This window comes from Streptomyces sp. NPDC001816 (assembly GCF_042892235.1).
GTDB lineage: Bacteria > Actinomycetota > Actinomycetes > Streptomycetales > Streptomycetaceae > Streptomyces.
In genome coordinates this window covers 403108-426945 of sequence record NZ_JBIATY010000005.1, presented here as the reverse complement: position 1 = coordinate 426945, position 23838 = coordinate 403108, and the positions used below count along the sequence as shown (strand labels likewise).

Annotated in this window: 21 protein-coding genes and 1 pseudogene; 5 read left to right on the top strand and 17 right to left on the bottom strand. The window is 69.6% G+C overall.

Features of this window, described 5'->3' with window-relative positions:
- Positions 1-46: 46 nt before the first annotated feature.
- A complete protein-coding gene (locus ACFYZZ_RS20655) occupies positions 47-1525 on the bottom strand; it encodes a sugar transferase (RefSeq protein ID WP_389177728.1) in 1479 nt (492 codons plus the stop codon).
- Between the two features lie 734 nt (positions 1526-2259).
- Between ACFYZZ_RS20655 and ACFYZZ_RS20650 the strand changes: the two genes are divergently transcribed.
- On the top strand, positions 2260-3444 hold the full coding sequence (locus tag ACFYZZ_RS20650) for a type III polyketide synthase (protein ID WP_389177725.1): 1185 nt from the start codon (positions 2260-2262) through the stop codon (positions 3442-3444).
- Positions 3445-3459: 15 nt separating this feature from the next.
- Here the strand turns inward: ACFYZZ_RS20650 and ACFYZZ_RS20645 are convergent, their stop codons facing one another.
- From ACFYZZ_RS20645 to ACFYZZ_RS20620, 6 genes are all read right to left on the bottom strand, one after another.
- Positions 3460-5622 (bottom strand): SpoIIE family protein phosphatase, encoded by a 2163-nt coding sequence (locus ACFYZZ_RS20645; protein ID WP_389177722.1) that lies wholly within the window; start codon positions 5620-5622, stop codon positions 3460-3462.
- A 186-nt stretch (positions 5623-5808) separates the two neighbouring features.
- Positions 5809-6828: a histidinol-phosphate transaminase gene (locus ACFYZZ_RS20640; protein WP_389177719.1), complete on the bottom strand. Its 1020-nt coding sequence runs from the start codon at positions 6826-6828 to the stop codon at positions 5809-5811.
- Positions 6829-6831: 3 nt separating this feature from the next.
- Positions 6832-7851, bottom strand: coding sequence for a 3-oxoacyl-ACP synthase III family protein (locus ACFYZZ_RS20635; protein WP_389177716.1), 1020 nt, complete (start codon positions 7849-7851; stop codon positions 6832-6834).
- Positions 7848-8483 carry an SRPBCC family protein gene (locus ACFYZZ_RS20630; RefSeq protein WP_389177714.1) on the bottom strand — a complete coding sequence of 212 codons (636 nt, stop codon included), beginning with the start codon at positions 8481-8483 and terminating at the stop codon, positions 7848-7850. The genes ACFYZZ_RS20635 and ACFYZZ_RS20630 overlap by 4 nt, the downstream gene beginning before the upstream one ends.
- Positions 8473-10251 carry a thiamine pyrophosphate-binding protein gene (locus tag ACFYZZ_RS20625; protein ID WP_389177711.1) on the bottom strand — a complete coding sequence of 593 codons (1779 nt, stop codon included), beginning with the start codon at positions 10249-10251 and terminating at the stop codon, positions 8473-8475. Before ACFYZZ_RS20625 ends, ACFYZZ_RS20630 begins: the two co-directional genes overlap by 11 nt.
- The gene (locus ACFYZZ_RS20620) at positions 10248-11327 is read right to left on the bottom strand and encodes a GlxA family transcriptional regulator (protein WP_389177709.1); all 1080 of its coding nucleotides are present in this window, start codon (positions 11325-11327) and stop codon (positions 10248-10250) included. The genes ACFYZZ_RS20625 and ACFYZZ_RS20620 overlap by 4 nt, the downstream gene beginning before the upstream one ends.
- Before the next feature lie 282 nt (positions 11328-11609).
- On the opposite strand from ACFYZZ_RS20620, the gene ACFYZZ_RS20615 reads away from it, so the two are divergent.
- Complete coding sequence (locus ACFYZZ_RS20615; protein WP_389177707.1) at positions 11610-12038, top strand: VOC family protein; 429 nt, start codon at positions 11610-11612, stop codon at positions 12036-12038.
- 58 nt (positions 12039-12096) lie between these two features.
- On the opposite strand, the gene ACFYZZ_RS20610 is transcribed toward ACFYZZ_RS20615, so the two are convergent.
- The 4 genes and pseudogenes from ACFYZZ_RS20610 to ACFYZZ_RS20595 form a co-directional block, all read right to left on the bottom strand.
- A complete protein-coding gene (locus tag ACFYZZ_RS20610) occupies positions 12097-12756 on the bottom strand; it encodes an NADPH-dependent FMN reductase (RefSeq protein WP_389177704.1) in 660 nt (219 codons plus the stop codon).
- 382 nt (positions 12757-13138) lie between these two features.
- Positions 13139-13561, bottom strand: coding sequence for an arsenate reductase ArsC (locus ACFYZZ_RS20605; RefSeq protein WP_389177700.1), 423 nt, complete (start codon positions 13559-13561; stop codon positions 13139-13141).
- Positions 13562-13588: 27 nt separating this feature from the next.
- A pseudogene (locus tag ACFYZZ_RS20600) lies at positions 13589-14333 on the bottom strand (aquaporin).
- Positions 14330-14710 carry an ArsR/SmtB family transcription factor gene (locus tag ACFYZZ_RS20595; RefSeq protein WP_389177697.1) on the bottom strand — a complete coding sequence of 127 codons (381 nt, stop codon included), beginning with the start codon at positions 14708-14710 and terminating at the stop codon, positions 14330-14332. The pseudogene ACFYZZ_RS20600 and the gene ACFYZZ_RS20595 overlap by 4 nt, the downstream one beginning before the upstream one ends.
- A gap of 79 nt (positions 14711-14789) precedes the next feature.
- Between ACFYZZ_RS20595 and ACFYZZ_RS20590 the strand changes: the two genes are divergently transcribed.
- A complete protein-coding gene (locus ACFYZZ_RS20590; RefSeq protein WP_389177694.1) occupies positions 14790-15263 on the top strand; it encodes an ArsI/CadI family heavy metal resistance metalloenzyme in 474 nt (157 codons plus the stop codon).
- Between the two features lie 49 nt (positions 15264-15312).
- On the opposite strand, the gene ACFYZZ_RS20585 is transcribed toward ACFYZZ_RS20590, so the two are convergent.
- On the bottom strand, positions 15313-15861 hold the full coding sequence (locus tag ACFYZZ_RS20585) for a DUF1062 domain-containing protein (protein ID WP_389177691.1): 549 nt from the start codon (positions 15859-15861) through the stop codon (positions 15313-15315).
- Between the two features lie 457 nt (positions 15862-16318).
- Between ACFYZZ_RS20585 and ACFYZZ_RS20580 the strand changes: the two genes are divergently transcribed.
- Together ACFYZZ_RS20580 and ACFYZZ_RS20575 are read left to right on the top strand one after the other, a co-directional pair.
- A complete protein-coding gene (locus tag ACFYZZ_RS20580; protein ID WP_389177688.1) occupies positions 16319-16561 on the top strand; it encodes a hypothetical protein in 243 nt (80 codons plus the stop codon).
- On the top strand, positions 16554-17648 hold the full coding sequence (locus ACFYZZ_RS20575; RefSeq protein ID WP_389177685.1) for a response regulator: 1095 nt from the start codon (positions 16554-16556) through the stop codon (positions 17646-17648). Before ACFYZZ_RS20580 ends, ACFYZZ_RS20575 begins: the two co-directional genes overlap by 8 nt.
- A 36-nt stretch (positions 17649-17684) precedes the next feature.
- Here ACFYZZ_RS20575 and ACFYZZ_RS20570 read toward each other — a convergent pair whose 3' ends face one another.
- From ACFYZZ_RS20570 to ACFYZZ_RS20550, 5 genes are all read right to left on the bottom strand, one after another.
- Positions 17685-19052 carry a hypothetical protein gene (locus tag ACFYZZ_RS20570; protein ID WP_389177682.1) on the bottom strand — a complete coding sequence of 456 codons (1368 nt, stop codon included), beginning with the start codon at positions 19050-19052 and terminating at the stop codon, positions 17685-17687.
- Positions 19053-19136: 84 nt separating this feature from the next.
- The gene (locus tag ACFYZZ_RS20565; RefSeq protein WP_389177679.1) at positions 19137-21992 is read right to left on the bottom strand and encodes a peroxidase family protein; all 2856 of its coding nucleotides are present in this window, start codon (positions 21990-21992) and stop codon (positions 19137-19139) included.
- A gap of 263 nt (positions 21993-22255) precedes the next feature.
- Positions 22256-22849, bottom strand: coding sequence for a hypothetical protein (locus ACFYZZ_RS20560; RefSeq protein WP_389177676.1), 594 nt, complete (start codon positions 22847-22849; stop codon positions 22256-22258).
- Entirely contained in the window at positions 22830-23303 is a 474-nt protein-coding gene (locus ACFYZZ_RS20555) for a hypothetical protein (RefSeq protein ID WP_389177673.1), read from the bottom strand. Before ACFYZZ_RS20555 ends, ACFYZZ_RS20560 begins: the two co-directional genes overlap by 20 nt.
- Positions 23300-23431, bottom strand: a complete 132-nt coding sequence (locus tag ACFYZZ_RS20550) for a hypothetical protein (RefSeq protein ID WP_389177670.1) — start codon at positions 23429-23431, stop codon at positions 23300-23302. The genes ACFYZZ_RS20555 and ACFYZZ_RS20550 overlap by 4 nt, the downstream gene beginning before the upstream one ends.
- Positions 23432-23838 lie beyond the last annotated feature (407 nt).

Sequence of the window (23838 nt, the reverse complement as noted above, 5' to 3'; positions counted from 1 at the left end):
TTTCGGCCTGCGGTCCGTGCGCCGGCCGGACGCCGACCCCCGCGCATCAGTACGCCCCCTGTCCTTGGAGCACCGCACGCAGCGTCTTCCACAAGATCACTGTGTCGAGGGCGAGCGACCAGTCCTCCACGTACCGCAGGTCGAGACGGACGGCCTCCTCCCATGGCAGATCGCTGCGTCCGCTGATCTGCCACAGGCCGGTGAGCCCGGGCTTGACCAGCAGCCGCCGCCGGATGTCCGGGTCGTACGCGGCGCACTCCTCCGGCAACGGAGGCCGCGGACCGACGAGCGACATCGAGCCGGTGAGCACGTTGAAAAGCTGCGGCAGTTCGTCGATCGAGTACCGGCGCAGCACCGACCCCACCCGGGTCACCCGCGGATCCCGGCGGAGCTTGAACAGCAGCCCTGCGCCCTCGTTGCGCTCGGCCAGCTCGGCACGTGCCCCGTCAGCCCCGGCGACCATGGTGCGGAACTTGACCATGGTGAACTCGCGGCCGTCCTTGCCCACCCTGCGCTGGCGGTATAACACCCCGCCCCGACTGTCCGTCAGTACGAGCAGCCCGACGAGCAGCATCAGCGGCGCGAACAGCAGCAGCAGGATCGCCGCACCCACCCGGTCGACGACCCCCTTGACCGCCCGGCGGCCACCGGTGAAGGTCGGCATGCTGACCCGCAGCAGCGGGATCCCGAGCACTGCGTCGACGTGCAGCCGCGGGCCGGCCACCTCCATCAGCACGGGGGCCACGACCATCTCGGCATCGCTGCCTTCGAGGTTCCAGGCCAGCCGCTGCAGGCGGTCCGGTGACCAGTGCGGGTCCGGTGTGACCGCGACGACACGGTAGCCGTCGTGGCGGACGTGCTTGGCGACGTCCGTCAGTCGGCCGACGACCGGCACTTCGTCCAGTTGGTCACCGTCGAGCCCGCGACCGTCCGTCGTGCACACCGCTTCCACCCGCCATCCGATGTGCGGGAACTTGCGGGTTCGGGTGATCAGGTCGCGCACGGTGTCCGTGCTTCCGGCAGCGAGCACCGGTCTCAGGCACCGGCCCTCTTTCCGCTGTCTGTGCAGCCAGAGGCGCAGCACATACCGCTCGATCATGGTGATGAGCGCGATCGCGGGAATCGCGACGAAGATCCAGAGTTTGATGTTGCGCGAGGTGAGGGCGATTCCGCCGAGCGCCAGTACGACGGTCGCCGTGAACAGCGAGCGTCCGAGCCGGCGGAATTCCTCGGCGCCCTGGCCGAGCACGGCCGGAGCCCACGCCCGGCTCACCGCAAGCGCCCCCAGCACCAGCAGTTCGGTGCCGAATGCGAGAATTCCCCATTTCTCGTGCCAGTTGGCCGCGTCCCGGGCCCCGAAGAAGTCGCCGATCGCCGCCACCACGAAGGCGGTGGCCACGGTGTCGCTGATGATCACGGCACGGCGATAACGCTGCTCCCAGTCGATCGCGGGCCGGTTGATTGCCCCGTTCGCCAGACGCCCGCGCGCAGACGGAAACGGGCCGACTAGTCCCCCTTGCCGCACAGAACCCCCCAAGGTCCCCAGTGGCTCGACGTGTTCGCCTCACACTGTTTCGCCCCCCGGGAGGCCCCCGCCTCCCGCGCTGTCCCTCCCCTCGGGGCCCCCGACCCCGCGCCGCGCTGTTCCTCCTCCGCGGGAGGCCCCCGCCCCCCGCGTATGACATCCCGGCTATTTCAGAGCTACTTGAACAACCCACCCCGGCGGCAGCAGACGCGCATGTCCTGCCCGACTCTCGAGGTGCGCGAGAACCCGTCGAAACCTCGGGTGCTCCAAGAATTGATCACCCCCACGTCCGGCGCCGGGGACGCGACTGCTGGCTTTCCATAGCGCCGGACTTATAGATCATTGCTGGTCGCCTCGTGTCCGAACAGCTGAAGCACGGTCAATCTAGACCATCGGGGCCAGTATGAAGAGGGGGTTGTATGTAATTTGTGCTCAACCTGTGAGGCTGGCTGGATCTACCAACGTGACCTACTGGCTGGCGGTAAGTCAGGTATGGCCTGCGGGGCCGGTCCGAGGGCCCCCGTCCCGGCGGTGTGTGCCGTGTCACGTCATCCAAAGTCCGCCGAAGTTGTGTGCATCACAGCGGAAATGTCCCTTTAGCGTCCATGCTCAAAACGGACACGGGCTCCCGAAGTGGAGCCCGTCGGCAACCTCTTGGGCGCGAAGTACCAAAGTGACCCATCACTCAGCACTTGCGACATTCCCGCTTGTTTCCCCCGGAAAGGTGCCCCGCTATGGCCGCTTACCTCTGTCCTCCTGCCGTGATACACGGCGAGCACGCTGTGGAGACCAGTCAGATCGTCGCGGAGGTGCGCGACCGGCATCCGCACGCGGCGTGGGCGCCGCGGATCGACGGCATCGCGGCCGGCACGGGCATCGAGACCCGCGGGTGGATGCTGCCGCTGGAGACCGCCGTCGCGCCCGGCGACGGCGGTGGCCTGCGGGATGTCGGCACAGGGCCGGCCCAAGCGGCGCTGGCCCGCGACGGGTTCACCCAGCAGGACGTGGACCGCGTGATCGCCGCACTTGAGGCGATACCCGGGCCGCAGACCGTCCAGGAGCGCACCGCGCCGGCCTGGGAGGCCGTGCAGTCCTACGGGGAGCGTGCGGCGCGCGGGGCCCTGCAGATCGCCGGGCTGGACGTCGCGGACATCGACTGCCTGATCACCAGTAACACCACCACCCCGGCGCTGCCGGGTCTGGACATCGCCCTGGCCAACAAGCTTTCGCTCCGAGGCGACGTGATGCTGCTTCCGGCCACACAGTGGGCCTGTATCGCGGGGACCCGCTCCCTGGCACTGGCGGCGGACCTCGTGGCCGCGGACCCCGACCGGGTGGTCCTGGTCGTGATCGCGGAGGCGCTGAGCACGACCTACCAGCCCGCGGACGACACCCTCGAGTCCCTGATCGTCCGGTTGCTGTTCGCGGACACCGCGGTCGCCGCGGTGGTCACGGGCCGCCCGCGGCGCGAGTCGGTGCTGCGGCTGGACGCCGCCTGGCACCACACCCTCCCCGGCACCCAGGACCTGCACCGCCTGGAGACGCGGTCGGACGGCACCCACTTCGTGATGGACCGGCGAGGGCCGCGCGCCGTACAGGAGACGGTCGCCGCGATGTGGGAGTGGCTGCGCGTCCGCTACCAGGACCACCCCGACTCCTGGCACCCCGACGTGCTGCTCGCGCACCCCGGCGGGACCCGGGTACTGGAGTACATGGAGCAGACGATGCCCGACGCGTGGCCGTCGGGGCTGCTGGACCACAGCCGGGACAGCTACACCACCGGCAACCGCGGCGGCGCCGCCGTGTTCGACATCATGCGGCGGGCGTACGACGCCGGGCAGAAGTCCGGCAGTCGCGCCGTCCTGTACGCGGCGGCACCGGGCCTCACCGCAACCGCCCTGGAAGGGGAGTGGCTGTAGCGGCCCGAAGCCGGGTCACCTCGCGACTTCCGCCCAGACCACCTTGCCGGTGTCGGTCCACCGCACCCCCCACCGGGTGGTGAGCCTGTGCACGACGTGCAGGCCGCGGCCGCCGTCGTCGAGGAGGCCGCCCCGGCTCAGACGCGGCCTGCCGTTGCCGGTGTCGCCCACCTCGCACAGCAGGCCGTGACCGGTCCTGATCAGCCGTACCGTGATGGGACCGGTGGCGAAGCGCACAGCGTTCGTGACCAGCTCGCTGACCAGCAGCAGGGCGTTGTCCCGGGTCCCGTCCCTGGTGCGCCATTGCCGCAGCAGGGACGAGACCTGCGCGCGGGCACGGGCAGGGGCGTCGTCGCGGGCGGGCAGCCGCCAGGTCGCGGTGTCTCCCTTGCGGTAGCCGATCATCCGGGCGAGCAGCAGGGTCACGTCGTCGCGCTGGTGCACGGGTGCCACTGCGGAGACGACGTGCCGTGCGGCCTGCTGCAGGGCGTCCCAGGGGTGCACCGAGGACACGGCGCCCGCCAGCCTGTCGATGCCCTCGTCGATCGATATGGCCGGATCCTCCACCAGGCCGTCGGTGTAGAGGGCGAGCAGGGAGCCCGGGGGTGCGCCGAACGTCTGCACGTCGAACGGCTCCCGCAGCGCGAATTCCGTGCCCAGGCCGGGGTGAGGGTGGACCGCCAGTGGACCTGCGTGCCCGTCCGGGGAGACCAGGACCGGGGGGAGGTGGCCGGCGCTGGACAGCGCCACCTGGTGGCTGACCGGGTCGTAGAGGGCGATGCAGCAGGTCGACCCGAGGGCGCTGTAGCCGGCCGCCAGCCCGGACTCCGCGTCGTCCAGCAGCGACACGGTCTCGTCCAGGTGCTCCAGTACCTCGTCGGGCGCGAGCCCCGCGGACAGCAGCGCACGGGCTTCCGTGCTCAGCTGGCCCATGGTCGCCGCGGCTCCCAGACCGTGGCCGACGACGTCGCCGACCACCAGCGCGGTACGGCCGTCCGGCAGGGGGAAACTGTTCACCCAGTCGCCGCCGACGCCCGCGCTGTCGGGTGTGGCGGGCTGGCAGACGCTGGCGATCTCGATGGTGTCGCCGCCGGTGCGGGGCAGCAGCCGGCGCTGCAACGCCAGCACCTGGGTGTGCTCGCGCTGGTGCTGACGGGCCAGGTCGACGTGGTGGGCGGTCCTGGCGACCAGTTCTTGCAGGTCGAGCAGCTCGCTGTCGCGGAAGGGGCAGTCCGCCCGCCGCCAGACCTCCGCGACGCCCAGCACGACGGGCGGGGTGCCGTCCAGGACCAGCGGTATGCACGCCACACCCGCAGACCGGTCGCCGGGCACCAGGGCACGCATCACGCGCGGACCGCCGAGTACCCGCTCGACCGCCTCCCGGTCGGGTATGACGATGGCCTGCGGGGCGTCGTCCCGCCGTACGGCCTGCGCCAGCAGGCGGCTCGCGTCGCTGGGAAGATCGTCGCCGGGAGTCACATAGCCGTCGGGCCACGCCCGGTCCGGCACCAGGGCCGCCCGCCGAAGGTGGATGCGCCCCTGCGCCTGCCCGATGACTCCCTCGCCCGTCCACACGGCGAAGTCGAGGTCGACGGCTGCCACGTCTCCCCAGGCCAGCAGGGACTGCGCCAGCGACTGCGCGGTCTCGCCGATGTCCAGCGAGGTGCCGATCGCGGTCTCGGCGGCGTACAGGTGCAGCCTCCTGGCCATGGCGATCAGGGAGACGGTCAGGCTCTCCTGAGGCACCGCGGCGGGCAGGATGCTCATCGAGACCACCAGCTCGGACCCGTCGCCGCGCCGCAGGCGCTGGATCCGGGCGACATGCGCCTCACCGGTCTCCAGGACCTGCCGCAACCGCCGTGTGACCGTCGGTACGTCCCCGGGGGGCAGGAGATCGGCGAAGGGGCTCCCGGCCGCGGCGTCCAGACCCGCGAATACGGGGGCGTCAAGGTTACAACGGGTGATTCTCAGATCCCTGTCCAGGTTGACCGCGCCGAGAATCTGATCCTGAGGGCTGGTTGCCGGGCTGTCGGATACGCGCCGGCGGGTGGTGCGGTCGCCCTGCGTGTCGCCGGAACCGGCGGCCGCTGCCGCTCCACCGCGCGGGATGTAGCGCCCGAGGGCGCTGCTGACCAGCTCGAACGGCGAAGAGGGCGAGGGGGAGGATGTGGAGTCCATGCGGCTCTCTCAGCAATCCCCGGCACAGCGCCGAGGCCGTACTCGGACCCGTGCGACTGGGCCCCGAGATCCCTGGCCGCACACCTCATTGAATAACACCGGCGCTCGCTTCGCCCAGACTAGGGGAGCGCCGCTGGCACTGGGTGCCGGCGCCGTCGGTTCTGGTAGGGATGTGCAGTGAAGTACTCAGGCCCGTGATCCATGCTGGGGCGCGCGCAGTTCCGCCAGCGCGGAGAGCACGGTGTCGTTGGCCCTCCTGCTGCCGACGGTGAGCCGTAGTCCCTCGCCCGGATAGTGCCGCGCCCGGACGCCGGCGGTGGTGAGTGCGCCCGCGCCCTCGTCCACCGGATCGGGCGCGGCGAGCCAGACGGAATTGGCATGGCCAGGGGGTACGTGCCAGCCCAGGCCGACGAGCTCGTGCCGGAGTCGTTCCCGTTCGGCGACGATGGTGTCCACGCGCAGGCGCAGCTCGCTGTCGGCCCGTAGTGAGGCCTTCACGGCCGCCGTCGCCACCGCGTTGATCCCGAACGGCAGTTGTTGCCGGCGGATCCGCTCCACCAGGTCGGGAGCGCCGAGTCCGTAGCCGACCCGCAGGGCGGCGAGGCCGTAGGCCTTGGAGAAGGTGCGCAGGACCAGCACGTTGGGGTGCGAGCGCACGAGCGCGGGCGGGTCCGGCAGGTCGGTGCCACCGGCGAACTCCACGTACGCTTCGTCGAGGAGCACGATGACGTGCCGGGGGACCCGGTGCAGGAACGCCGACAGGGCGTCGGCGGTGACCAGGCTTCCGGTGGGGTTGTGCGGACTGCACACCACCACGACGCGGGTGCGGTGGTCGACCGCGGCCAGCAGGGCGCCCAGATCCTGGTGTCCGTCCGGCGACAGGGGTACGGGAACGGGCCGAGCGCCGACCATGGCGGCCAGCAGGGGGTACGCGTCGAAGGTGCGCCAGGCGTAGGCCATCGCGTCGCCGCGTCGGACGACCGCCTGGAGCAACTGCAGGGCCACGCCCACCGATCCGCTTCCCACCACGACATGGTCGGGTGGCAACCGGCACCATGCGGCGATCCGCTCGGTGAGGTCGTCGGGGTAGAACTGCGGGTACCGGTGGGCCTCCGCGACGGCCCGTTCCATCGCCGTACGCACTGCGGGCAGGGGAGGGTAAGGGCTCTCGTTCAGGGCCAGTCGGTGCAGCACGGGAACGCCCATGGTTCATCCCCGCCCGCCGCGCCAGCGGATGGCGGCGGCTCCGGCGAAGTCGCCCGCGTGCGCGAATCCGGCCAGTACCACCAGGTCACCGTCCTTCACCCGACCCGAGCGGATCGCGCGGTTCAGGGTGACCGGGATGGCCGCTCCGAAGAGGTTCCCGCATTGGTCGAAGGTGTTCAGGTGCCGTTCGGCCGGCAGTTGCAGCGCCTCTTGCCAGTTCCGCAGGAAGGTGCGGTTCGGTTGGTTGGTGATGAGGACGTCGATGTCGCCGGTCGCCACGCCGAGCCGTCGGCACAGGTCCGTGACGGCCTCCGGGACGAGGCGGTTGCCGCGTGCCAGGACCTTGGCGACGCTGGAGTCGGTGAACCCGATCCGCAACTGGGACTCTCCCGGCTCCCAGTACTTGCGGCCGTCGTCGACCGCCACGGTCATCTCCCCGGCATACTCACCGATGTGCCGGGTCTCCACGCCGAGCACCGGGGTGTCCGCCGAAGTCGTCACATACCCGACCCCGCAGCCGTCGCCCGGAATTGCCGCCTGGGCGAGCCTGCGCACCTCGGACTGCGTGAACCACTGGCCTGCGGCGCTCTGCGCGTTGCAGATCAGCGCGGTCTTCGCGTCGGTGGTGGTGAGGATCTGCCGGGCCAGCTTCAGCATGTATATGAAGGAGGCGCAGCCCGCGTTGGCCACGTCGACGAGCCACTCCGGGTTCAGGCCCAGCCGGCGCGCCACCTCGGTGCCGGCGCCCACGAACGGCAGGTCCGGCAACTGGCTGTGCACCAACAGCACGTCGACGCCCCGGATTGCGGCCCTGCCGTGCCGTTCGATCAGGGGTTGAACGGCACGCTCGATCATGTCTGCGTTGGTCTCGTCCGGGGCCACGTGGTGCCGTGACGGCGGGACCTTGAACATGGCATGGTTGCGGAGCTTGTCCTCGGCCCCTGGGTAGTCGGTGTAGAACTCGGCGGGGACCGGCTCGCCGGGGAGGTAACCCGCGACGTCGGTGAGACTGACCGTCGTCATCGCGGTACCGCCGTCGCCGGAGCCACGCTGACGGGCAGGCCGTTACGGTGGCGGTATTCCAGGATGGCCTTGAGGTTGTTCATCTCCACCGTGTGCCCCGCGTAGAAGAGGTCCCAGTAGTCGCCCACCCAGGGCCGGTCCGGGCGGGGGGCCATGTCGGGGTGCGGGTTGGCGTCGTAGTACGGGTGCCGGCAATTGGTCCAAGTGATCACCGAACCCGGCTTGTCGAGCACCAGGCGGGCCGGTACGACGCGCATCAGGTAGATCATCCACAGCTTCTCGCCCTGGTCCCAGGAGCAGTGGTAGTCCACGGTCATGGCCTCGGGGTGGGCGGCCACCCTGCAGTAGATCCTGGTGTCGTCCTCGAGGCGGTCGTGGCCGACCCACAGCCCCGGTGTGCCGGTGGGGGCGAAGTCCCGCAGGCTGCACGTCCACTCCTCCAGGTGGTGGCCCTGGCGGAGGTAGTCGTAGGCCTGTTCCGGGGGGCAGTCGACGTACTCGTGGATGGTGCAGTACTGCCCGTAGACCTGATGGTGGGGGTAGACGGCGTGGGTCAGCTCCATGCAGTGGGCGGTCAGTTCCTCCTTGCCGGCGTTCTCGATCCGGACCAGGCCGGGGATGTCAGCCAACATGGACGACTCCTCGCTCATCTGAATTCTCCTTGCTGCCGGGGCGTTCAGGGCTGTCGGTGACTGTGGTGAAGGACTGAAAGGGAAGGAACGGAGGGATCTCCCCCGGGTCGCAGTCCACTGCGACGAACGCGGGGCCGCCGCTCGTGTTGCTGCGCAGCAGTGCCTTGCGCAACTGCCCCGCGTCGTCGGCTCCGGTGACGTCGAGAGACGGGAAGGCGGCGGCCACTCCGGCGGCGAGGTCGGTCCGGCCGAACAGGTCGTCGCTGCGTATGCCGCCCTGGAGGAACTCCTCGCGCAGCGCGCACATGGCGTGGGCGTTGTTGTTGAAGATCACGAAGGTCACGGGTGCGTCGTACTCCACGGCGGTGTGCACTTCCATCCCGTGCATGAAGAAGGACCCGTCGCCGGCGAGGACGTAGGTGCGTCGCCCGGTGGCGAGCGCGGCGCCGATGCCGGCGCCGAAGGTGTAGCCCATGCCGCCCATGCCGACCGCGACCACGAAGCGGCCGTGGCGCGGTGCCGGGAGGAGATGGACCGCGCTGGCACCTGCGTTGCCGGCGTCCACGAACACATGCGCACACTGGGGAAGTGCCGCCTCCACCGCGGCGATTGCCTGGGTATAGGGGACAACTCGTCCGCGGGACGGAGAAACCGGGATCGGAACGGGCGCGGGGAGGGGGCCGACGTGCGGCGGGCAGTCGTGTGGGCGCGGCGGGAGCCGGCCGGTCACCGCGCGCAGCGCGTCCCGCAGGTCCCCGCGCAGTGCGGTGCCCGCTACGTACGGCGGTTCGGGACCGAGGCACACGACTTCGGTGGCGGCCAGGGCCCGGTCGAGGCCGCCGCGTGCCAGGAGCGGCAGCCGGGTACCGACCAGCAGGCACACGTCGGACCGCCGCAGACAGTCCTCGACGTTGGCATGGCCCATCACCCCGGCTACGCCGGCGAACCGGGGATCACGGTTGTCGAAGACATCCTTGGCGTCCGGGGTGACCGCCACCCACGCCCCGAGGTTCCGGGCCAGCTCGGCCAGTTCCGCACGCGCGTCCGCGGCGGCGACGCCTTCACCGGCGATGACGAGGACGCGGTCGGCCCCGCGAAGGATGTCCGACACGGTGGTGAGGGCCGTCCCGTCGAGCCGTGGCGCCGGTGGCGTCGGCGCCGGCATCGGTACGCCCGGTGTCGGCGCCTTGCTGCGGCCGGGCAACCGGATCCGTGCCTGCTGCACGTCCTTGGGCAGCAGCAGTACCGCCGGCCCCCGCGGCTCGGCCTGTGCCGCCGCCATCGCCTGGGGCAGTAACTCCATGAGCGAGTCCGCGTCCTCGACCCAGGCGCAGAACCGGGAAACGGGTGCGAAGACCTCCCGTGCATCGAAGGAGCCCGCCTTGCCGCTGGAGTCCTGGAACGCCCCGTGGCCTGCCTGGCCGGTCGGCGGCTGGCCCGCCAGGGCCAGCACGGGGACCCGGGAGGCGTACGCCTCTGCCAGGCCCGGTACGAGATTCATCGCCCCGCCGCCCGAGGTGGCGGCAACAACGCCGAGGCGTCTGGTGGTTCGGGCGTATCCGTCGGCCATCGTGACGGCGGAGAACTCGTGCTTGGCGACGACGCAGCGGACGGTGCCGCAGCGGTGAACGGCGTCATACAGGTCCTCGATGTTCGCGCCGCCCACGCCGAACACATGGGTGACGCCGGCCCTGGCGAGTTCCCCGGCCAGGTGGTCGACCAGGCGAACCGTTCCTGCCTCGGGCATGTCCGACGTCGGAGTGATCATGCGGGGCTCCTGTCCGTCTCATGGTGCTGGTCGATGAGGCCGGATGGTGTGATGACCTGGAAGCGGTGCCGGTACTCCTTCGGGGTGAGCCCGAGGGTGCGCCCGAAGGAGCGGAAGAACGTCTCGGTGGCGGCGAATCCGCAGCGGCCGGCTATCTGTTTGATCGTCAGGTCGGTGGTCTCCAGTAGCTCGCGTGCGCGGGCGATGCGCGTCCGCTCGATGTACTGGCCGGGCGTCGTGCCCACCTCGCGCCTGAAGACCCGGGCGAAATTGCGCAGGCTCATGTTGGCCCGCTGGGCGATCTCGGCCACGGGTAAGGGGTTGTGCAGGTTGTCCAGAATCCACTCCTGCGCGGTCCGGATCGGTGGATGGTCGGCCAACTGGGCGTCGAGGACGGCGCTGAACTGGGACTGCCCTCCGTGCCGCTTCAGGAAGAGCACCAGAAACCGCGCCGTCTCCAGCGCGAGCGCCGCACCGTGATCGGCCTCCACCAGGGCCAGCGCCATGTCGATCCCGGTCGACACGCCCGCTGACGTCACAAACGGACCGTCCCAGACGAAGATCGGCTCGGCGTCCACCGTCACGTCCGGATAGCGGCAGGCCATCGCCTCGCTGTACGCCCAGTGCGTGGTGGCGCGTCTGCCGTCCAGAAGGCCCGCCTCGGCCAGCAGGAAGGATCCGCCGCATACGGAGGCGACCCTGCGCGACCGGGCCGCTGCCCGGCCGATCCAGGAGACCAGCGTCCTGTCTTGGAGCGCTTCGCCAAGACTCCATCCGCCCGGCACGAGAAGCGTGTCGATGGGGCCGTGCCCTGCCTCCAGTGGTGAGGCTCCTATCGTCACTCCTGAACTCGTGCGCACCAGCGGTGCGTCGGCGGAGACCAGGTCGATCCGGTAGGGGGCGCTCGACGGGGCAAGGAGCCGGTTGGCCGTATCGAACACTTCAATCGGTCCGGTGATGTCCAGGGCCATCGCACCCGCGTACACCACCACAACAACACGTCGCTCAAGCACGGTCACAGCGTGTATCGGGCAGTGCACTGGCTGCAATGACAGTTTATTGACGTATCCGGCCAACAGGCAGTCGTCGGATGGGGGAGCGGGGTGCTGGCCAGGCGGTTTGTGCGCGGGTGCCGACAGCGGTGGGTGAGGCAACTCACAAGGAGCCACCCTGAAGAGCCGCCGACCGCGGCGGGTCCCTCGGATGGCGGCCCTCCGTCGTTACTGAAGCCGCTGAGGAATGGTCTTCGGCCCTCCGGCCACGTGACGCAAGCAGCGGCCAGCAGGGGTCGTCCTCCCGACAACATGCCTGTCCACGCCGGGAGATGAGCAACCGAGTCCCCCTGCTATGGTGCGCCGATGTCATCGATCAAGCAGTTCCAGGTCACCTTCGACTGCGCAGAACCTGAGCGCGTCGCTCGCTTTTGGTGCGAGGTGTTGGGGTACGTCGTACCGCCGCCGCCAAAGGGGTTCACCACTTGGGACGATTTCAACCGCTCCCAGTCTCCGGAGGATCAGGGTGCATGGTTCGCCTGCAGTGATCCCTCAGGTGTGGGCCCGCGGCTGTACTTTCAGCGCGTCCCCGAAGGCAAGGTCGCCAAGAATCGGGTGCATCTTTGCGTGCGGGTCGGCACCGGGCTCGTGGGTGAAGAGCGCCTGGCCGCGCTCGAAGCCGAGTGTGCACGTCTGGTCGCGCTCGGCGCGGTACGCGTGCGACTCCTGTATGACGGCAACGATTCGTGCATCGTGATGCAGGACATCGAGGGCAACGAGTTCTGTCTCGACTGAGCATCCTCCGAGCCGGCGAGGTTGCAGGCAGTTCGGTCTGCGGCGCGGCGTTCCGGCATCACTTCTCGGCCCGCTGGGTGATGGCCGCCTCGGTACGGTCCCCCAGGAACTCGTACCAACGGCGTTCGAGGCAGACGTAGCGCACGTCCGCTTCGACGAGGCTGAGGAAACCCGACACGGTCTCGGCGAGACGTTGCTGCAACCCCGGGTCGGCCAGCGTTCCGTCTTCGGCGAAGGCCTGGTAGCTGTTGGCCACGCTGAACATGTCCGGGTAGACGCGGGTGCCCAGGTGTTCCAGGGGGATCCTCAGAGCCCACAACCCGCGGTTGCCGCCGACCAGCGACGGCGACGCTGAGACGAGCAGCGCGTGCTTGGTCTTGAACGGCTGCGGCCGGACACGCGAGACCCAGTCGATCGCGTTCTTCAGCACTCCCGGCACGGAGGCGTTGTACTCCGGCGAGGAGATGACGAAGGCGTCGCACTGCTCAAGCCGGTCGCGCAGGGCGAGTGCGCCGTTCGGCAACCCTTCGCCGGCCTCCATGTCGCCGTCGTACAAGGGCATGTCGAAGTCGCGCATGCCGGCGAGGTCGACGGCGGCACCGGTGTCGGAGATGAGCCGGGCCACGAGGGAGGCAAGGCGGGCGTTGGCCGAATCGGCTCGCAGTGCCGCGCCGAAGACCAGGAATCGCAGCGGGCCGGGAAGCGTGTCCGTGGGCATGGGTCCGTCCTTCCGTCGCGGGCACGCGCCTCCAAGAAGGCGCCCCACCGACCAGTGTGGTTCCCCGGCGGACGCCACGCGACAGGGCCGAGAACCGACAGGCCCGAGCCGGTCAGGACGATGGCCGGACCCCGTGCCACCGCCCCCCTGGCCGCTCAAGCAATCTATTGGGTCGCGGCCGGTGGCGTGGCTGGGCAGGATGCGGTCGTGTCCCTCCATTTCTTCGTCGGAACTTCCAGGACATGGGAGCCTGTGACGAGCGGTGCACCCGCATGCCTGGTCCTGCTGGGGATGTGAACCCACGGTGACATCGCTGTCACGAGGAGCTTCGCCCGGCAGGGCCGGGCCGGGCGGGACGTCGCGGGCGTCCTGCCGAGATGAGTCAAGCCTGTTCCGCCGGACTGACCTCGTCGAGCAGGCCCCGGATGCGCTTTTCGATCTCGTCGCGGATCGGGCGGACGGCGTCGACGCCCTGTCCGGCCGGGTCGGGGAGTTCCCAGTCGAGGTAGCGCTTTCCGGGGAAGACGGGACATGTGTCGCCGCAGCCCATCGTGATCACGACGTCGGACGCCTGAACGGTCTCGACGGTCAGCACCTTGGGCACTTCGGCCGAGATGTCGATGCCCACCTCGGCCATGGCCTCGACGACCGCCGGGTTGACGGTGTCGGCGGGAGCGGAACCGGCCGAGCGGACCTGGACGCGGTCGCCGGCGAGGTGGGTCAGAAAGGCGGCGGCCATCTGCGAGCGTCCGGCGTTGTGGACGCAGACGAACAGCACAGACGGACGTTCGGCGGGAGTGCTCATGGCAGATGTCTTTCTGGGAGCGGCAGTTCAGAGGCGGGTGGGTGTGGCGAGATCGGGTTCGTCCGCGGCCGGGATGGGAGCGGTGTGCACCGGTTCCGTACGTCCGAACAGCGCGACCATCAGGGCCAGGCCGAGCGCCGCACCGGCAATCTGTGCGGCGAGGAAGGGGCTGACCGAGGCGGGGGCGATGCCGGCGAACGTGTCGGTGAAGGCGCGGCCGATGGTCACGGCCGGGTTGGCGAACGACGTGGAGGATTGTGAACCAGTACGCCGCCCCGATGTAGGAGGCCACGGCCACGGGGGTGAAGTGGGCGCGACCGGTGCGGCCGAGTCCGAGGATCAGCAGGATGAGTCCGGCCGTTGCCACCAGTTCGCCCAGCCACAGGTGGCCGGCGGAGCGGTCGTGCGTGGACCAGTGCACCAGCGGTTGGGCGAACATGGCATCAGCGAGGATCGCGCCGCCGATCGCTCCTACTGTCTGAGCCGGTAGGTACGCCGCGATGTCACGGCCGTTCAGCCCTTCACCGGTGCGTCGGTCGGTGAACCAGGCCGCGAGCGTGACGACGGGGTTGAAGTGTGCACCGGAGACCGGCCCGAGGAGCGCGATCAGGACGCCGAGGCCGAAGACGGTGGCCAGCGAGTTGGCCAGCAACTGAACGCCGATGTCCTGGGTCAGCTCAGTGGCCTGGATCCCGGAGCCGACCACCACCGCGACCAGCGCGGCCGAACCGACAGCCTCCGCGAGGGCCCGGCGGCCCAGCGAGGCGCTCACGCGTTTGCCTCTGCCGTCTGTGGGGTCGTCAGGAACGCGGAAAGCCGGTCGAGCGTGGCGGGCAGCACCCAGTAGTAGACCCACGTGCCGCGACGCTCGCAGTCGATCAGGCCCGCCTGTCGAAGCAGCTTGAGGTGGTGGGAGATCGTCGGCTGGGACAGGTCGAAAGCCGGGGTCAGGTCACACACGCAGACCTCACCGCCGGCCCGCGAGGCGATCATGGACAGCAGCCGCAGGCGAACCGGGTCGCCCAGGGCTTTGAAGATCTTCGCCAGCTCGGCCGCCTGGTCCTCGTCGAGGGGTGCGGTCACCAGTCCAGGGCAGCAGGCAGCGGACTCGTCATCCTGCCCGAGCACCACAAGTTCTTGCTTCGACATACTTCTATGTTGACGTTTTTCGATCCAGCGCGCAAGCTTGCATCGATAGATATCAATGCAAGCAGATGGGAGTGGTGTCATGTCCCGTGCTCAGCTCGCCCTGCGGGTCAGCGACCTGGAAGCGTCGATCACCTTCTACTCGAAGCTCTTCGGCACTGAACCGGCCAAGCGGCGCGAGGGCTACGCCAACTTCGCCATCGCCGAGCCCCCGCTCAAGCTCGTACTCATCGAGGGTGAGCCCGGAGAGGAGACCCGCCTCGACCACCTCGGCGTGGAGGTGGAATCCACGGAGCAGGTGAACGCCGCCACCACCCGGCTCAAGGACGCCGGTCTGGCCACCTTCGAAGAGAACGACACGTCCTGCTGCTATGCCCTCCAGGACAAGGTCTGGGTGCACGGCCCCGGCCAGGAGCCGTGGGAGGTCTATGTGGTGAAGGCCGACGCGGACACCTTTGGCAAGAACGCCGACCCCAACGCCGCCGCCGGCGACGACTGCTGCACCGGCCGGACCGACGAAGGGGCCTCGGCCGCGACCGGTTGCAGCTGCGGCTAGGGCCTGTCCGGCGGATCCTGCCGAACAGGCCCCTGGTCCCGAGGAGGGCTCAGCGCTTGAGCGTGAAGGTGAAGTCGCCGGAAAGCTTGCCGCTCAGCCGGACTGCCGAAACGAGCTTCCCCTCCGTGATCAGTCTCTCGACCTCGGCCCGCGAAAGACCGCAGCCTTCAGCGATCAGTCGCACCGGCCGGACGGGGATCCGCGCCGCAAAGCGGACCGAGACGTCGATCACCTCGCGGTCGAGGTGAGCCGATCCGCCGGTGTCGAGGCGCCAGGCGCCTGCCCAGTCGAGGGCGATGCGATTACGGCGCCGCACGACCGGATCCCGGAGCAGCTCAGCTGCCAGGCCAGGGTCGTTGTCATGCATACGGTCCAGCAGCTCAGGTCGCACGGAGCGCACGTTCATCCGCTCCAGGACCGTGAGCTTTGCCGTGTCCCCGCAAGCGGTACAGAGCACGAGGAGCCAGGCGTCGAGGAGCTTGTGGTTGGCGTTGACGCGAAATTTGCCGTTGGCCCGGAAGCGCTCGCACGCGCACGCGTGGCAACGGCGGAGAACGGTCGGCAGGCAGGTGGGCATGACCACCCAGCTATTGAGCACAGAAGTACACCGGTTTCAGTGAGAAGTCCGCAGCAAAAAGGAGCGCGGCGCACATGCGCGACGCGCGACACATCAGCTCTCGGGAGGTCTCACAGGGTGTACAACGGCACGTCCTTGCCTTGACGACTGGGTTCGGCAGCACGGTAGTGGCGCACAGCGGCGCTGCTCCACCGGTTTTCGAGCCTCACCGCCGGACAGACCCCAGGCGTCGACGTCATGCCCGTGACTGATGCGGGTGTTGCCGCAACAGCTGACAGTGCACCAGTCCTGAGCTGTGGATCGGCAGTGTTGCGGCCTGTCGGGCGGCGGCCGCAACGGGCCTCGGACGTTGCCGGTTTGCCGATTACCCGGCGCAACGGATTCATCTGTCGTCATTGTGTGGCTCGCAGCAAGGCGGGCCCATCCGGGGCGCGCCGCCCCCGACCGGCGTCCGGTGGGGTGAGGAAGGGAAGGTCCGATGGATCGTTCGCTTGTGTCGGTGAGGGCGGCACTGGTGCTGTTACTCGCCGCGCTGGCCGGTGTGGGGGTCGGCCTGTTGTCGGTGCTGGCCGGAAACGGGGTGGTGGGCGGTGTGCTCGCCGGGCTCACTGCCGCGGGCGGGGCCGTGCCCGTGTTCAATCAGGTGATCGCCCCGGACACCACCCACAGCGGGCCGGCTGTACGCCGGGCGGGAACGAAGGACGGTAGCGCCCGTGGCTGAGCTGCGTCCTCTCGCCCCGGACCTGACACCGGAATCCCGTGCACTGGCCATGGCCCTGCGGGAGCTGTTCGAAGGCCTGGAAGTCTCGGTCCGCCGCTACGCGGCCCGCCGCGTTCGGGATGCCGGCACCTTCTCCCGCTATCTCGGTGGCACCCGCGTGCCGCCGTGGGAAGTGGTGATGGACCTGTTCACCGACATCGCCGAACATCGGGGCACGGCCGCCACCCCGCACGCCATCGAACTGGTGCGCCGCCTGCACCGGGCAGCCGTCGAGTCCAGCACCTCACCCCGCCACGCGGTCGCGGTACTGGAGCAGCAACTCGCCGAAGCCGACCGTGACTCACGCCGCTCCACCGCCCGCGGCGACGCACTGAGCGACGCGCTGCTGGACCGCAAACACCGTATCGCCGACCTGGAAGTGCGTCTGAATCAGCTGGAAGCCGAATGGAGTGCGGAACGCGAACGAGCCGAACGCCTGGCCGCAGCCAACCCGGACGTAAGCGAGCTGCTCCACGAACGCGACCAGCTGCAGGACGAAGTCACCCGCCTGTCCGCCCAGCTCAACGAAGCGCAAAAACAGCGCGACGAAGCCGAACAGCGCTGCACTCTGCTGGAACGACAGCTGGAAGCGGTCGAACAGGTCCAGACCGTCGCCGCCGTGACCCCCGCGGTCTCGCGGGCCATGCCCAAGGTCCTCATCGTCGACGATCAGCCGGACAACCTGATGGCCATGACCGCCGTCCTGTCCACCCTCGACCAAGAACTGGTCGCCGTCTCCTCCGGCCGCGAAGCCCTCAAAGCCCTCCTCGATCACGACGACTTCGCCGTGATCATCATGGACGTCCAGATGCCCGACATGGACGGCTACGAGACCGCCGCCCACATCAAACGACGCCCCCGCACCCATGACGTCCCCATCATCTTCCTCACCGCCATGGGCACCGATCCCGAACACTCTGCCCGCGGTTACGCCGCCGGCGCGGTCGACTACATCGGCAAGCCCTTCGATCCCTGGGTCCTGCGTGCCAAAGTCGCCGTCTTCACCCGTATCTACCTCGAACAACGGCGCCTCGCCGGAGACCAGTGATACCGAGTCCAGCGGCCAGGGTTCACGAGGGAGCCGTCAGGTGTCCCACCGCCTCGTGTGCTCCCTGTGCGCCTCGGTCAGGCCGTCCCGGAAGAACCTTTCGTAGTAGCCGAGTTCGGGATGGTGCGTCTGGAGCCAGATGCCGGGCACCTGAATGGCGTCGACGTGTGCGGGGAACCGGCCGTGCGTGGAGTGAATGTACTCGCACACGTCGCGGGCACACTCGATGACCCGCTGGTCGTACTCGCGGGCCTCGGCGAGGTAGCGCTGCCCGTAGTCGTTGCGGTAGATGCCCGTGAAGATGTCCTTGTCGTGGTAGATGCCCTTCGGGCCGAACTTCGCCTGGACGACCGCGTCCACGGCCTGCGACATCGACGGGTGGTACGGGGGACAGGCCGCTGTGATCAGCGGTTCGCCGTCGACGCTGAGCCCGACCGGATGGGACCGCGCCGTCGCGAACCGGGGCAGAGGCAGCTGCCAGCGCGGGAGGTCCAGCGGGCGCCAGCGGGGGGTGACGAAGTCGAAGCCGAGCATCCGCCCGTACCGGGCCGAGAACTTCGGGTCGCCCACCATGATCTGGGGGTTGATCGAGGCATGGATCCACGCGCCCAGCCCCATGGCGTCCGCGGTCAGCATGAGGTTCTGCAGCAGCAACTCGGCCTCGATCTGGGTCCGCAGCGGGCCCAGCACACCCAGCGGAAGCTTGAGGTCCTTGTTCAGGAAGCCGTTGCGCACCCACTTGCGCACCCCGGCGGGGCGGTAGAAGTTGCGGTCGTCGACGAGCGTGGGCCGGGCCCCGTCCGGCTGGGTGAGCAGGTACATCAGGCCGTTGATGTACTGGTGCGAGAGGTCGACGACCGGCAGGAAGACGGTGCTGCCCGGCAGGTTGGACAGCACGCGGTTGGAGTCGAGGTAGGCCGGGAAGTCGCGCATGCCCTCGGCGACGTCCAGCCGGTGGTCCAGGACCCGCACCTTGGCCTGCCGAGCCCGCTCGACCAGCGCGCCGGGCTCGAAGGAGGCGTCCGGGGACGGCGGCAGCTTGCGCAGATAGTAGGTGCCACTGTCGTTGATCATGAAGAAGTGGGTGCCCTGTGCGTTGTCGGGACTGCCTGCCGTCCGGCCGGGCATGTTGAGGTTCGGCTTGGCCATGATGGGCTGGCCGTCGCGCGGATCCTCGAACGGCCGGTCCGGCATGGTGAGCCCGGTGCAGCCGGTGAGGGCGATCAGCACCGCCTCCTCCAGCTCGCCGAGCGGTAGCGGGGCGTCGGACGAGCGATAGCTCATCGAGCCGGCGGGGACGGCCGCTCCCCGGCTGACCCGGTGGGTGCGCCGCCGCCAGATGGTCTCCAGGAGCGGCCGCGCCAGCAGCGCTTCGAGCCCCCGATGCCGGGTGGACACCGTCATGGTCCTCTCCTTGCCTCAGGAACGCCCTGCGACTCAGGACACCCTGCGACTCAGGACACCCTTCGACTCGGGACTCCGTTTGACTCAGGACTCCGTGGTGCGGTGACCGTTCGGCGGTGTCAGCACCGGCCGCCACGGTACGAACGCACTCGCGTCCCGGGGCAGGAAGCTCGCCAGCTCCGGGCAGTGCCGCAGGATGACCTCGGTCATGCCACTGCGCTCGATCCAGTCCATGCCGAGCGGTGTGTACAGCTCGGGGCGGTAGTCCACGGTGAGGAAGCGGTCGCTCTGCAGCCTCCGGGACGCCATCAGGATGAAGATGCGGAAGGCCGTGTCGCTGAATCCGAATCCGGTCGGCGGGTTCTCGGCGAACAGCCCGACCATGGTGTCGATCTCGTCGACCGAACGGTAGACCTCCTTCAGCCGCGCCAGCGTCCCGGGTTCTTCCGTCAGGTCCTCGAAGCGGCGGATGGGCTCCTTGTGCAGGCCGGCTCGGAAGTCGTTGTAACGGGGCACACCACGGCGGCGGGTGCGTACCAGGTCGACGACGGACAGGTCGATGATCTCGCCGTCCCGCTCGAAGTGCTGCAGCGCGCGCGGGAAGTTGTGCAGGGTGATCGCGCCCGGATGGGCGATGCCGAACGAGTACAGCGAGTCGGGCAGCCCGGTCTTGCGGATGAGGGGCTCGGCCGCGGCGCCCTGCACGTCGTCGAAGCCGAGGATGTCCAGCCGCCGCCCGAAGCGGTGGTCGCAGATCTCGAAGTCGTCCGGGATCAGCGGATGCATCCGGTAGACGGTGACGAAGTCCTCGGTGAGGGAGTAGGGCGCGCCGTGGTGGTCGGGCACGGTCTGGGGGATGCCGGTCAGCGAGTGCGCCTCGAACAGCCACAGCCCCAGCCGTTCCAGCCACTTCGCGGGCGGACCCTGCCAGTTGGTCTTCAGCGCGATGTCGATCGCCTCGGTGGCGAGGATCGCCGGTGTCCACTCCACCGTGTGGATCTTGGCGATGAGCGCGGACACGACGAGCCGCGCCGTGTGGTAGACGCGCTCCTCCTCCATACGCGGATACTCGCGCCGCAGCGCCGCGCACACCGCGTTGTGGTCCCTGGCGAAGAGGGTGTGCATCAGGCTGAGGCCCAGCCACCAGTTCTCGCGGACCCCGGTGAGCGGGATGCCGTTCGGGCCGAGCGGCAGATGGCCGTCCTCCAGGCGCAGGCCGGCGCCACCGTCGGCGTCGCGCAGGGAGCGGGCGGCCTTCTCGTCGCCGCCGTACAGCTCCGAGCCGTCCCACCAGTGGGAGGCCGAGTCGGCGAAGTGGACCGGCCCGCCGGCTCCGGGCATCGCCATGTTCTCGGCGAAGCGCATCATGTGCTCCGCGGGACCGCCCGGGGTGTTGTGCCACTCGACGCCCGGCGGGAGTGGTACCTCCACGCTGGAGGTACCCGTCGGGTAGCGGCTGTGGTTGACCCAGTCGTGCACCTGGAACTGGATCCACGCGGCGGCGAGCAGGTTCAGGGACCGTGCGGGCAGGAACATGTCGCGGTGCAGCAGCAGCCTGCTGACCTCGTACGGGCTGGGTTCGTCGAACAGGTCCGGGCGCAGTACGGGCGGCATGTTGCGGCCGAAGGCCGCGCCCACGGCCCCCATCGCGGGTGCGGACAGGTCGTTGAACGTGCCGTCGTAACTGCGGGCGACCCGCAGCGACTCGTCGATCGGCGGCGGCACCGGGACGGGCCGCGGCGGTGCCTCGTGGTGCTCTGTGTCGATGAGGTTCTTCGTACGCAACGTCTTGCGCAGGAAGACGAGGTTGAGCAGGCCGGCCGGCAACGGCAGCCGGTACCAGGGCACCCACCGGTTGAGGACGCGGAAGCCGGCGCCGACCGGAGCGCTCAGCACCCTGTTGCGCCGGGGCTCGTCGGTGGTGAAGCGGTAGCCGAGCCGCTGCGCGCTGCTCGCCTGGTAGGCGGCCTTGCGGGCACGGTTGAGATTGCCCAGCGGACGGAACTCCTCCGTGGTGTGCCAGGGGTTGAACGCCAGCTCCTCGATCCGGCGCGCGGCCGCACGAGCCTCGGCGGTGGCCACGTTCTGCCGGGGGATGGTCAGCGTGGCCACGGGCAGCGCGGGTGCGACGTCCTCACGCCATTCCACCGAGCCGTCCTCGACGGGGGTGATCGCCTCGTTGACATACCGCTGCACGAGCAGCTCGAAGGCGACGTCGCCGCGGGCCAGGCGCTGCGCGAGTTCCCGGCTCAGATGGTCCGGGTCGGCGCGGGGCGGTGCGGGCGCGTCCGGTGCCCCGCGCACAGGGCGCATCTGGTAGCGCACCGGGCCGGCCTCGCCCCACAGGATGGCGCCGCGGCTCCAGTACGTCTCCAGAGCCAGGCTGCGCACACAGCCGCGCGCACCGGCCCGCACGTTGCGGCGCATCCGGGCGGCGGTGGACCAGCCGACGGCGAAGGGCAACTTGACGAACAGCGCGAACGCCTTCTGGAGGCGGGTGCGGGCGCCCGCCATCGCCTTGGCGAACGCCACGAACTCCCGGGCATTGCGCGCGTGGGACACCGGAAAGTTCGTCATGAGAAGGTCGTGCGTGCCGTCGGAGGCCTCGACGCGGAGCGCTGCGCCGCGCATGTCGGGCAGGGAATCTGCCTGCGGGGCGCCGCCGGCGTTCGACAGCCGGACCGTCACCGGGTACTCGGCACCGGGCCGGACGAAGCCGGTCTGCAGCTCCGTTGGCACCTGGTCGTGGATTCTCAGCCGGGCGTTCTCCACGCCGAGCACCGGCTTCGCATGGAAGGTTCTGGCGAAGGCCGCTGCCCCGCCGGCCTTCCTGATCCTGGCCTGGACACGCATCAGTTCCTTGGCCAGTTCCTCGAAGACCAGCCGCTCGGCCTCCGCGCTGCCGCCCTCGTACCGCTCGTACTGCTCTGTCCTGCCCATGGTTGCGCCATGCCTTTCCTACGCCGGTCAGCGCTACCGCCCGCGCTTCACGCCGCGGATGCTGCCCGCAGGCGTCCAGGACCGGGAGCAGCTCCGCACGCAGACCCGCATACGGGATCCTCCATCCTCCGGCGGGGGTGGAGCGGCACTGAGCCTCCGATTGAGGAGGGGCAGCCGACGGGTCTCCTCACCGCCGAGCCACTCGACCATGTTCGCGCAACCGGTCGCCGCTCGCACTTCGCGGCGGCCGCGAGACCGGATGCCTACGAGGCCAGCCCGGGCGGTAAGGGATGTACCTCGTGGCGTGGAAGCGACTGAGATCGGCCACGGACTCGATCCAGCCCTTCTCCAGCGCATGCCGGAACTGGTCGTGACTCACCTCCCAGAGGTTCAGGTCGCCGCCTGCAGCGGGCAGCCGGACCGGCAGGGTAGACGTCAGCCAGGCGCTCGCACAGCCGGCCGAAGGAGTTCTGGAGCACGGGTCGTGAGATGTCGGCCCGCTTCTGGTAGATGCCGGACTCCGGGTCCGGTGCGAGGTCGAGGTAGCTCGGCGCGCCCAGGGTGAAGAAGGCGGCCGGTTCCGGGCCGCGAGAGGTCCAGCGCCGGCGCAGGCTGTGCACGGCGTCGCGCAGTGCGGCGCTGTTCGCCCCGGTGAGTACGGTCAGCGAGTCGATCACGGGTGGACCTCCCCGCAGCAGCCCGAGGAGCGACGCGCTGATGGCTCCGCCGAGCCGCCGGTCGTACCAGTCGTACGCCGGCATCGGGTTGACCTCCAGGCACCAGTAGGTGCCGTCACCGGCGACCTTGAAGTCCCAGCCCGCGAAGGCCGTGCCCAGATCAGCGGTGTGGCGGACCACCTGCCCGGCGAGCGCCGGCGACGTACCGCTGGAGGTGCACCGGTCCCTGCCCGGGTTCAAAGCCGTCCAGGTCGGCCGCGCTCACCAGCCTGCTGGTGGCCCGTACCCCGGAGACCGCCTTGACCAGGGTCGGCCCGGCGAAGGCCCGCAGACGCTGCGGCGACGAACTGGTGATGCTCGCGGGCACCCGGAACCCGGCCTGGGACAACGACCGTTCGTGCAGCGGCTTGGACCCGTTGTCGGAGCGGATCGAGGGCCGGTTGACCACCGGGCCGGGGATGTGGTCCAGCCACGCCGCGAGGGCCGTCGTGAGCCAGCGCCAGCGCTGCGCCGACTCGCGGTCCTGCTGAAGGGCCGCCAGATCGGCGACCCGGACCAGTACGCCTCGCTCCTCGGCCTCGGCGGTGAAGTGGGCGAAGGTACTCTCGGCGGCGAGGCCGACCGCATAGATCATGGGAACAGCACCTTTACGAGTTGGGGTCCGAGCCCGAGCCACACCATGCGCAACTGCTCCACCTCGGGGAACGGTTCCACCACGACGGGCCGTGCCTGGGCGAGGTCGGCCGACAACCGCCAGACCACGGACGAGAGTTGGAGTCCGAGCCGGGCGACGATCTCCGTGCTGCGCTCCTGAAGACCGAGATGGTCCAGATCGCCGGGATGCTGCGCCAGGCCTGGTCACCGAGGACGACCGCACTCTCGAAGAGGGGTTCGGGGTCCGACCATCTCGCCCGATAGGGGCCGGAGCCGACTGCCGAGGGGGCGAAGGAGTCCGAGATCTCGGGCCAGTGGCGCGTGGTCCAGGAGTTGAGATCCTGGACCCACCACTGGTCGCCCTGGCCGTCCGCGGGTTCGCCGCGCGGCTCACAGGGCTGGGAGGAGAAGATCTCCTGACGACCGGCGCATCACCCTGCAAGGGCATGGAATCCGCGATGCAGACGGCTGGGTCCTGTACTGGTGACCGTCCGGAGCATGTCGATTACTTTCAG